The sequence below is a fragment of the uncultured Aquimonas sp. genome, assembly GCF_937888285.1.
GTDB lineage: Bacteria > Pseudomonadota > Gammaproteobacteria > Xanthomonadales > Xanthomonadaceae > Aquimonas.
On record NZ_CALART010000035.1, the window covers coordinates 16,731 to 27,526 of the forward strand.

The 10,796-nt window shown below is 63.2% G+C and carries 7 protein-coding genes and 1 pseudogene; 2 read left to right on the forward strand and 6 right to left on the reverse strand.

Annotated features, from left to right (window positions below; translation table 11 throughout):
• The first annotated feature begins 305 nt into the window (after positions 1 to 305).
• Positions 306 to 1,343, forward strand: a complete 1,038-nt coding sequence (locus tag Q0654_RS09190; protein ID WP_298853012.1) for a hypothetical protein — start codon at positions 306 to 308, stop codon at positions 1,341 to 1,343.
• A 291-nt stretch (positions 1,344 to 1,634) separates the two neighbouring features.
• Here the strand turns inward: Q0654_RS09190 and Q0654_RS09195 are convergent, their stop codons facing one another.
• Positions 1,635 to 4,175 carry a PQQ-binding-like beta-propeller repeat protein gene (locus Q0654_RS09195; RefSeq protein ID WP_298853014.1) on the reverse strand — a complete coding sequence of 847 codons (2,541 nt, stop codon included), beginning with the start codon at positions 4,173 to 4,175 and terminating at the stop codon, positions 1,635 to 1,637.
• Between the two features lie 1,167 nt (positions 4,176 to 5,342).
• On the opposite strand from Q0654_RS09195, the gene Q0654_RS09200 reads away from it, so the two are divergent.
• Entirely contained in the window at positions 5,343 to 6,257 is a 915-nt protein-coding gene (locus Q0654_RS09200) for a prolyl oligopeptidase family serine peptidase (RefSeq protein WP_298853016.1), read from the forward strand.
• A 152-nt stretch (positions 6,258 to 6,409) separates the two neighbouring features.
• On the opposite strand, the pseudogene Q0654_RS09205 reads toward Q0654_RS09200, so the two are convergent.
• From Q0654_RS09205 to Q0654_RS09225, 5 genes and pseudogenes are all read right to left on the reverse strand, one after another.
• Positions 6,410 to 6,514, reverse strand: a pseudogene (locus Q0654_RS09205) (IS481 family transposase); the annotation flags it as partial.
• 693 nt (positions 6,515 to 7,207) lie between these two features.
• A complete protein-coding gene (locus Q0654_RS09210; protein ID WP_298853018.1) occupies positions 7,208 to 7,627 on the reverse strand; it encodes a DUF488 domain-containing protein in 420 nt (139 codons plus the stop codon).
• 11 nt (positions 7,628 to 7,638) lie between these two features.
• Positions 7,639 to 8,265 carry a DUF488 domain-containing protein gene (locus Q0654_RS09215; RefSeq protein ID WP_298853020.1) on the reverse strand — a complete coding sequence of 209 codons (627 nt, stop codon included), beginning with the start codon at positions 8,263 to 8,265 and terminating at the stop codon, positions 7,639 to 7,641.
• Positions 8,249 to 8,923: a hypothetical protein gene (locus Q0654_RS09220; protein ID WP_298853022.1), complete on the reverse strand. Its 675-nt coding sequence runs from the start codon at positions 8,921 to 8,923 to the stop codon at positions 8,249 to 8,251. The genes Q0654_RS09215 and Q0654_RS09220 overlap by 17 nt, the downstream gene beginning before the upstream one ends.
• Positions 8,924 to 9,357: 434 nt before the next feature.
• Positions 9,358 to 10,347: a polysaccharide deacetylase family protein gene (locus Q0654_RS09225; protein ID WP_298853024.1), complete on the reverse strand. Its 990-nt coding sequence runs from the start codon at positions 10,345 to 10,347 to the stop codon at positions 9,358 to 9,360.
• Positions 10,348 to 10,796: the final 449 nt, after the last annotated feature.

The following is a 10,796-nucleotide window of genomic DNA, read 5'->3' on the forward strand; positions in this document are numbered from 1 at the left end:
TGGGTCACGATCACCTGCACAGCGGCGCGGGGCCGAGAAGCTTCTCCGGAGCCAGATGCGATAGCGACTGCATCTCCTCGAAGTACCGGAGGCATAGTGCGGGTCTGCGAAGGCCTCAGACCATCACGCGACTGTCGCGCAACTTGGCACTTGCGCGGCGGCGGCTGGCCAGGTGCACGTTATCATTGCTCTGATGCAGTCCGTCGACTATTGTGCCGAGGGACAATCTGTGGCGATGTTCATCTACGCCTTGTCCGGTGTTTCCCGGGCCAGTTTGTACGGAGTGCCGAATCACGGAGGACACCATGAGCAAGGGCTTTCGAAACTTCTGTCCAACTGCATCGCTGACATTGGCGGTGTCGCTCGGCATGCCGCACGCGATCGCGCAGCAGCCGGGCATGCCCAAAGGCACGGGGCCCGATATCGGCGTCAACCCCACGGCTTTGACGATCAGCCTGGCCCCAGGTCAATCCGCCACCACCACGACATTCCGCATCAACAACACCGGAGGTGCGAGCCTGAACTGGACCGCGCCCGGCGCCACCGTCGCAACCACCGTGTTGAACCAGGTCACCGATATCGGTGCCGGTATCTCCACCTACTACGTCGGGTTGAGTACCGGCGCCTACCGCGCTGTCGATTTCACTGTGCCCGCCGGCAACACGCGGCTGCGCAGCATCCAGGTCTACGGTGACGACCCCACGCGAACTCTGGCGGCGCAGCCGTCGATCACCTGGTGGATCTTTCCCGACGCCAGTGGCGTGCCTGCGGGCAACCCCGAAACCCATCCGGCAGCCGCCGTTTGGCGCCACACCGCGCTGATCGGTCGACCCGGCATGACCATCACCAACGAAGACCCGCGGCTTGACCTGGTCGCGGCCGGCCAGCAACTCGTGCTTGCACCGGGAACGTACTGGGTTTCCGTCGTTCCGAACTACGTCAATACGCCGCCCGATAACAGGCAGAACGCGTGGTATTGGCAGGCTTCGACAAATTCCATGGTCGGTTCGCCAACGGCGTTCTTCGCGCCCATACTCTTCGGCGGCACCAGCGGATGGGAGGCAACGCCCGTGAACGCCAGGAATGAGCTGGCAATCAGCATTGCCGGCGAAGTCCCATGCTCCGCTCCGTGGTTGCAGGTCGTCACATCGAGCGGCTCCGTAGCCGTAGGTGGCAACGTCACCGTCAGTGTTTCCATCAACGCCGCGGGCATCGGCTCCGGCCCGCATCTGAGCAACATCTGTATCCAGAGCAACGACGCCGATACACCGGTGCTGCGAATCCCCGTGCGTCTCGTGGGTGGCACGAGCATGTTCAGGAACGGATTCGAGTCAACCCAGTGAGACCTTGCAGGCCATCGACGTCACTCCGGCCGCGCCGGGCATAGGGTGGGCCCTGGCCCACGCTCGCCCCGGTTTTGCTTGGGCCCTCTATCGCTTGAAGCGCAAAAACAAAGACTTCTGGTCAGCCCTTCGGGCTAACCGACCTGCTTTCGCCTAGGCGGTGGCCTGCAGGGGACGCTGCGAACAGCGGTCCCCTGCACGCGTATTCACTCACTCGGAGGGTTTGGATGCCGCGGCACGTACACCCTTGAAGTCCAGCACAAGGCGGGAGGGTCGCAGCATCCAACATGCTCAGTTCTCGAACCCGTCTCCGAACAGCGCGACATCGCGGCTCGCGCCAACCACGATGCGGGGGCGTTCGAACGCCTGATGGCCCCCGGCGACGATGGCCGTGCTTCCGGAGCCGATCAGGCTGGGGTTGGAAAAGGGCTGACCATCGCTCGTTTGCAGTGGCGTGATTGCGAGTACGCGCGCACCGGCGATGCTCAGCCTCGCAACGCTCGGGCTGGCACCTGCCACGCTGGTGCCCAAGGTCACGTTCAAGCGTCCTTCCGATCCCGCCGCCGCTTGACGGATTGTTGTCGCGGCAGGCAAGCCCGCTACCTGGGCTGCGCTGGGCGCTGCACTCCAGGAGGTGCGCGTCCACAGACGGTAGCCGGGCGTACCCGTCGCAGGACACTCCAACAGGTGGACCAGCTGCGCGCCCAGCCTGAAGACCCACCCTGACGATGTGGTGCCTGACCCCGAGCACTCCAGCGATTGGGTCGCCAGCGTCGCTCCGTCGGTGAGCGAAACCGTCAGCTCCCGGACAAAGAACGGCGGCGGCCCGCTTCGGCCCCAGATGCGTGCTTCCTGGGCGCTCTCGTCGACCAGCATGCGGTCCAGGTCACCGGAAGTCGCGCCGAAAGACCGGATCCATCTGATAGATCCGTCGTCGTTGAAGCGGTGGAGTATGTCGGTAAAGAGGTTCTCTGACGCGAACACTCGCGACAGCACCAGCGCGCCACCGTCAGCGAGCCGCTGAGCTTGCCGGATAGTCGCCGAAGTTGTGCCGAACTCAGGAGACGAAATAAAGCCGGACCAGAGTGGTTTACCCGTTGCGAGGTCGTACCACGCCAGCACCCCGCCACCTGAGCGACTGCCGCCGATCAACACTCGTGAGCGGCCAGGATCGACTTCGAGCACCGCAGGTCGGAAGGTGCCAAACCCTCCGGAGAGCACAGGCCGCACATAGGTAACCTCACCGGTCTCCAGATCAACGCGGAGCATCTCGCCTTCCTGAGCAGAGCTTCGGCTCAGTACGCCCACCAGGCTGCTCTCATCGACTTGCTTGGCATCCACCCAAGACCAGTCGCTACCCGTTTGCGGCAGATGCTCGGTTCTCCAGAGCTGCTCGCCCTCGGCATCCAGACGGATCAGGGCCAAGACCTGCTGCCCAAGCCCGCCGCGTCGACTCAGGACCACACTGCTGCCGTCCGACAGCGTCAGGCCTCCGGAGGTGAACTCGGCATAGCCGGACGCCTGAACGACGGTGCTGGCGCCCACGGTGGCAGCTGTCGTATCGAACCGTGTGAGCAACAGCGCGGGCTGTCCGCTCGCGGCGTCCCTGACGCCTGCCAGCGCGAGACCTTGCGCTGCAGTCCATGTGAGCTCATCGGCAAACTGGGCTTCGCTACCGGCGGGCAGTCCGGTACTGGAGACAAGGTTCCCGGTGCCTGCATTCACGAGCAGCAGGCGACGTCCCGGGTTGGCGCCGAACTGGGTGTCTCGGAACTGCGAATTCGCCAACAGCACGGCGATGCGCTGGGTATCGGGCGACAGGCGCGCACTGCGCGGAAAGCGCGGTCCCGTGATCGCCTCGGAGGCGAAGAGTCGCCAGTTCTCGCTGCCGTCGACCACACGGAAGGAACGCAGGTAGACCTGGGCCGTTGCACCCGGGATGAAGGAGACCGTGAATGCGTTCCCTTGGGCGATCCATACGGCGAGCGGCGTGTGGGACTGCAGGCTCTGCCCCTCACTCAAGGACCAGATCAGGCTGCCATCGCTTCCGGCGCGGAGCTCAAGCCCGCCGCCGCTGCCGCCGTGAAAGAGTGCAATGCGGTCCTGCTCGTCGATTGCGACCCGTGCCGCTGAAGGAATGGGCGTGTTGGTCGCGCCCGCGGTCTGCCAGATCAAGGATCCGTCCGCGGAGGAAACCCGGACCAGGACACCGCGGGAACCCACAGCCAGAAGATCACCATTCGAAAACTGCGCGGCCTTGAAGTAAGTGAGTACGGGGCTGGGCGACGAGGCGGGCAGAGTCCACAGCGTGAGGCCATCGCTGCCCGAAAGCAGTGCGGCGTAGGGTGTCTGAGAGAACGGAAACACGAGGACTTCGCCTACAGCGTAGACATTGCCGCCGGGCGCAGCCTGGAGGGATTGAACACTCGCCGAAAGCTGATGCTGCCAAAGGACAAGGCCTGTGCTGCCGTCGACGGCGTAGACGCGTCGTGTGAAAGCCACCACCAGCTTTCCGCCCGACAGCTCGACGACTGCCGTGGCGACCGTCGACTCGCCTGAGGTGGCAGGGCCGAGATTCGTCGTCCAGAGAACAGAACCATCGGCAGCGACGCGCGAAATGATCCTCACGCGCGCGCTTTCGCTCGTAAGGAATCCTGTCTCGCCCTCGCCGGCGAGCAGCACGGAACCGTCGGAAAGCTCCTGCGCCTGACCGAGAAGCACCGGTAGCGGCCCCTGCGGCGGAACAAGTGAGGTCGACCAGTCGAGGGCTCGCGCACCCGCTGGAAGACAAGTGATGACGAGAAGGAACAAGAGGGTCAATCGATAAGGCATGGTCGGCTTCCAAAAGGGCGGCAGATGCAGCGCCGCGAAGTCTGGCGACGGGCAGGAGGACTGTCCACAGGCAGGCACGGGTGAGCTGGTCGGCCCTGCGGGCTGCCCCGCCCTGCGCCCGTCATAGGATGGGCCCTGGCCCACCATGAGCTTCAGCCTCGCCTCGGCGTTGTCGTGTCGCTTGGTCGCTTGAAGCGAAGAGCAAGAGCCTTCGGCCAGCCCAGCGGGCCGCCCGACCTCACGGCTGTCATAGGGTGGGCCCTGGCCCACCATGAGCTTCAGGCTCGTCTCGGTGTTGTCGTGTCGCTTCGTCGCTTGAAGCGAAGAGCAAGAGCCTTCGGCCAGCCCAGCGGGCCGCCCGACCTCACAGCTGTCATAGGGTGGGCCCTGGCCCACCATGAGCTCCACCGTCGCCCCGGTTTCGCCTTGTCGCTTCGTCGCTCGAAGCGAAGAGCAAGAGCTTTCGGACAACCCTTCGGGCCGCCCGACCTCACGGCTGTCATAGGGTGGGCCCTGGCCCACCATGGACTCCACCCTCGCCCCGGTTTCGCGTTGTCGCTTCGTCGCTCGAAGCGAAGAGCAAGAGCTTTCGGTCCGTCCTTCGGCCGGCCCGACCTCGCGGCTGTCATAGGGTGGGCCCTGGCCCACCATGAGCTCCATCCTCGCCTCGGTGTCGTTGTGTCGCTTCGTTGCTTGAAGCGAAGAGCAAGAGCTTTCGGTCCGTCCTTCGGCCGGCCCGACCTACTTCTCTTTGCGTGGCCAAAGAGAAGTAGGCAAGAGAAAGGCCACCCCTCGTCCGCGCCCTCTGCGCATCCCTGCGCAGAGGGTTCGCCTGAGTCCGTGGGTGTTCGTGGACAGGCCTTCCCTGGCCTGTCACGAACATCGGCCGCATCCCTGCGGCCGCCCCTTCGGGCTGAACCACGAACTCCCGCCGCTCCCCAGGGGACCCGTGAAGAGCGCGGGCTCCTGCCCGCAAGAGCGAGAGCACAAGCCTCAGCAACCAAGAGCCAGAAACGAAGAGCGGAGAGCGAAGAACAGCTGAGGCTGTGCAGCGACCACCCGCCTTCGACACGGCTCCGACTCCACAGGCCGTATCCCGACCTTCCAAACCACACCACCGCCGCAATCCCCTAGCCTGTGCCTCGCCCAACCGACGCGCGCACCCCCATGCCCGACCTCAGCACCCGACTTCGCCAGCAGCTCGGCCTCGCCCAACCCGTGGCGGTGAACGTCGAACGCACCGAACCGCTCGACTTCAACGGCTACACCCGCGAGCGGATCGAGTACCCCGGGCTGGAGGGCGATGTGATTCCGGCCTTCCTGTTCACCCCGAAGCAGCGCGCACCGCTGGGCGGCGTGGTGGTCTTCCATCAGCACAACGGCGAGTTCCACTTCGGCAAGAGCGAAGTGGCCGGCGAGGTGGGCGACCCCTTCCAGGCCTTCGGGCCGGCGCTGGCCCGGCGCGGACTGGTCGTGCTGGCACCGGACGCCCTCAGCTTCGAAGACCGCCGCGGCGCGGTGCAGGGCGTGCAGCCGGACACCTACGACTGGCTGCAGCACTACAACGCCCTGTGCCATCGCCTGCTGCACGGAGACACCCTGATGCGCAAAGGTCTGGACGACGCGCAGCGGGCCCTGAGCGTGCTGCTGCAGCTCGCGCCGGTCGACAAGCGCAGGGTCGGCATCGCCGGACACAGCTACGGCGGCTACACCGCGCTCTACCACGCGGCCCTGGACACCCGCTGCCGCTTCGCCTGCATCAGCGGCGCGGTCTGCAGCTTCGAAACCCGCCGCCTCGCCGGCACCGGCATCACCCTGTTCGAAACCGTGCCCGGCCTGGCCCTGGACCTCGACACCCACGACCTGCTGGCCGCCATCGCCCCGCGCCCGACCCTGGTGGTGTCAGGCAGCGAGGACAAGTACTCGCGCGACGCCGACGCAGTGGTCGCCAAGGCCGGCGGCGATCACATCACCGAGCTGCGGGTGCAAAGCGGGCATGCGCTGGATCGGGAGCGGTTCGAGGCGATGGTGGAGTGGGTGGTGGGGCGGGTAGAGGTGAGGCGCGTTCGACTGGACGCATAGGGCTTGGAGCGGCCGTTTCTCGTAGGCAGCGTCGAAACGGCGCGGATATTGGCCGGAACTCTGGGGAAGCCAGGCGAATCTACTGCGCCTCCGGGGGTCTCGCCTCGCCACCGTGATTCGTCCAGAGAAAGTGCATTCTGACCCGTGTTCTTGACCCCAAAGCGCTCAGCCAACTCGTAGTCGCTGCCCGTCGCGGCCTGGATCTCGCGGCGGATCGCAGGCGTTGTTCGGGCGTTCTTGTGCAGGCGGATGTTCATGCGGTCCTCGGCGTGGAAAGGTCGGACAGAAGGCCAACCAGAACCTCGCGCCCGATCAGCAGTGCTGACCGATTATGCAGGATGCATTCATCCGGGACCCTACATATAGGCAGCACCACAAATCGCTATTGGCTGCAGCGGCAGAGGTTGGGACTATTGCTTCCACATGCGTTGCAGACCCACGGCAGCGCGAACTCAGCGATGCGAGCTTCTGACAATGAACTGTAGTGGCTTGCAGCTGGCGCTCTCCGATTCATCGACAGGTCTGTCGCCGCCTCAAGCTTCCTCTTCCACGGCGTGTGATGCTTCTTCCACTTATCCCACAAGACTTCCGCATACGTTGTCGGCGTAGTTTCGCCCGTCACTGCTCTCACGAAGTTAAGTTGTGCAGCCGTCAACGGCTCAAGGGAACCGCTTTGCAATGCCTCCATCCAAGCACCATATCTTGCGAGGTATTGACGCTCTGACGCTGAGAACTGGAACCCTAGATGTGCAAACCCGTCGGGTGGTTTCCCGATGAGCTGCTTGTGCTTTTGCTTAGGGTCCACAGGGTGTCTCCAACCCGACTTATCGCTCGATCCGAGGTACACGCAGCGGCAGTGATGATGTTCGCACCATTCAATGAGCGAAGCAAAAACGGCGGCTAGACTCACTGCTGTTGAGGCGCTTTACCGAGTGGCAAAACGCAAGGTCCTACAGGTGCTTAATCTCAACGTCGCCCCATTTCTCCTTGAGGTACTCAGCAACAAGCCGTCTATGGCAATGGTGGGGTGTGGGTTCGCTGCAAAGCAAGCATGCGCCGTCCAGCAGATTTCGATCGATATTGGACTCGATATGCCGTGAACCCATCAATTCCAAGAACTTCCGTTCGTAGGCTGACCAGTCGCCACCGTTCTTCTTGTACTCGTCAAGAATATCTTTATTGGGCGCTAGCATCGGGGCATGAACGTAGTCAATGTCAAGAACGGTCTTGAGGAAGAATCTCAGATCGTCCTTTTTAGTGAATCCGGCCAACTGCGACACGTTGTTAAGTCTGGTGTCGACGACACGCTTAAGTCCAGTCTGCTTTAGCCGCGAGAAGAACTGCTCGGCCGACTTCTTGGTGAAACCCATGGTAAAGATCTTCATTGCTCAGCGACCTCAGCCTTTAACATCTGCTCATCTTGATAGGCGACTTTCTCGCCCTGGAGTAGGTAGGCCTCATCAATGAAGCACTCTCGTGTCTTGAACATATCGCCCTCAGGCAGTTTCCACGCCGAGAGAAGCCGACGCTCCAGGCTAGCATGAGACTCAAGGACTCCGTCCAAATGGATGTGAGAGACTGATCTTCCCCTGTCGAAAAAGGCTCGAGCGACAAGCAGCGCGCGATGGCACTCAATAGGATCCCTTTCTGCACACACAAAGGCAATTCGGTACTTCTTCATTCCCTCAAAAACTCTTTGCATTCCCTCCGCAAACAGAGGTGATTTTGCAACTCTAGAGTACTGGACCTTACCATTACGGTAGCAGGATGGATCTGAGCTTCTTGCTCCGAACTCTTTACCCAAGAAGGTGTATGCAAGACCTGCCTTCGATAGCGCAGTGCGCAGCGCGTCCTTAGAGTATTGAGGAAAATACCGACTAAAGGGAACTGAACGCACATCTGCTACAGCTGTTGCGCCCGCACTACTTAAGAGCGCGATGAAGCGCTCGATGGGCTGGGTTGAGTGCCCAAGGGTCAGCAGCTCGTAGTTGTCAGAACCGTCTGTCATGAAGGACCGCCGCGATCAGCTTGTAAAAGTATCCTTGGTAGGGGTCACCGAGGCTCACGGCAAGCACAGGTTCGTCAAGGGTGTACCTGCCATCCGGGCGAGCGAGGTACTCGGCTTCGATTTGCGGGTCGGTTACCGCGAGGCAGTAGGGCAACTGTTCATGCGTGAACTCTCCGCGAACAATTCGCTTCGGATAATCACCGGATTTGGCTCCGACAACTAGGGTCAGTGATGGAACTTTGACTAGATATAGCGACGCCTCAGATATGAAGGTGTCAGGAACCCGGTTATTAGTGAACGCATAGCCGCTGAACCCGGGGTCCCAAAGCGAAGCTGGATTGTCGAGCCACGCGTCGATGCTTCCGAAGTCGAGGGTCCCCTGTTGCGCCCAATAGTAGCCGTCGTCGATCAGGTGATTCTCAGGCTGGTGTGGGAGCGCCTGGTGCGCCAGAAACTGAACAGAAAGAACGTGCAACAAATCGGGGTCACGTCCATCCTGGTAGCGACGTTCGGCAATCGAGATCTCGTGCGTCGGTCGGGGGCTAACCGGCCTTATCCATGCTCCTGGTCGCCCCTGAATAAGTTCTTTGCCGGCAACGCACCGACCCGACGTCTTCCGAGAGTTTGCGAAGCACACAAATTCCTTCAAGTAAGGCAATGAGGCCTCCCGATGTACCGTTTGTGGAAGCTAGCGTTAGATATGAACGGAACGTGCCAGTCTGCTGAAGCGCGTCGGCAGGCGGGGCGGATTAACCGCCATTTATGGCCACAAATCCATTGCATCTGGCCCGCCGGCCATAGCTCGCGAGTCGACTTCAAATCACGATCTTCCATAGAGCCACCCGGATTCAAGCGTCTTCCCATTGATCCACGCGTGCCCGCTCCGATGCTAGGTCAGGCAGCGGCCTAAGCGCCATCATCTCAACTCACCTGCAACTTCAACCATTCATCCTGCCAGCAAGCTACCGCGATCGATGGCCTCTATCAACCCGCGTTTCTAGACGCTCTCCCTGCCTCTGTTCGGATTTGGCACAAACCCAGCACCCCCCAAGCCGCATGCCTCGAGGCATATCCACTCGAGGAAGCCCACCCTCACCCCGTACAAAACACCCGCGGCAACCCGAATATCCCCTCAAACAGCGCCGGCGCCACATACGGCTCGATCGGCTCGCGCCGGATGTCGTAGTCGTCCCCCGCGTCCATGCCTTGAAACCCGCCGTAGTACGAGAAGGCATAGCGCACCCCGGCCTCACGCAGCACTTGGCGAGTGTCGGTGTTGAAGCTGTCGCGGTTGCCGACCGGGTAGGCGAAGGCGGTCAAGGGGCGGCCCAGTTCGGTGTGCAGGCGTTCGGCGCAGCCGAGGATCTCTTCGCGCTGCTCGTCGATCGGCAGTCGCGACAGCACGGGGTGGTGCATGGTGTGGCCGCCGATGTGCATGCCGTTCGCCTGCATGTCGCGCAGCATGTCCCAGCTCATCCACTGCTCGCGGGCGGCGGGCTGTTCGGCTTCGGGCAGTTGGGCCAGGCGCTGCAGCAGGGCCTGGGCGCGTTCGCCGGGCAGTCGCTTGTACAGGCGCAGCAGTTGACGCACGGTTTCGGGTTTGGCGGCGGGGCTCAGGTCCAGGGTCGGCAGTTCGAAGTCCGGGAGCTCCAGGCTGCTGGCGCTGGTGCTGTCGATCAGGGCGTTGATGGCGTCCCACCAGGGCAGGCGCGGGTTGTCGATGTAGCCGGTGGCGATGAAGAAAGTGGCGCGTGCGCCTTCGTGGCGCAGCACCTCGAAGGCGGCGTGGTAGTTGTCGCTGTAGCCGTCATCGAAGGTCACCAGCACGAAGCGGCCGCGGCTGCGACGGGCGTCTTCGATGTCGTCGGGGGTGATCAGCTCGGCGTGGCGCTTGAGAAAGCGGATCTGCGCGGCGAATTCGTCGACGCTGGCGCTGATCACGCCGGGGTCGCAGTAGCTGGGCAGGTTGCTGGCGATGCGGTGGTAGTTCAGGCACAGCAGGCCGCGTGGGCGGTAGACGGTGCGCAGCAGGGCCAGGGCGCCGCTGTGTTTCAGGGCGTGGGCCAGCAGCAGTCGCTTCATGCGGTATCTCCCCTCAGAGGCCGCGATGTGTGGGGTCCGCGCTGCGGCCCCGTGGACGCGGGCGCTTGCGCGCGCCGCCGTGTGTTTGAGGCGCGCCCGCGCGCGGTGTCGCGCCTGCGGTCGCGCCTGACTTGGCGTCGCGCGCTTCCGCTGTTGCCGTCGCCCCCGCGCAGGCGGGGGCCCAGGTGAGGCTCGACGCAGTCGCAAGACCACTGGATCCCCGCCTGCGCGGGGATGACGAATGCCGGTGTCTTCGGAATCCGCTGGCCCGCGCCACGGAGCTGAGAGGGTGGCAGCGTGCAGCCACGCGCAGTGTCGCGCCTGCGTTCGCGCCTGCCTTGGCATCGCGCGCTTCCGCTGTCGCCGGCGCCCCTGCGCAGGCGAGGGCCCAGGAGAGGCTCGACGCAGTCGCAAGACCACTGGATCCCCGCCTGCGCGGGGATGACGAA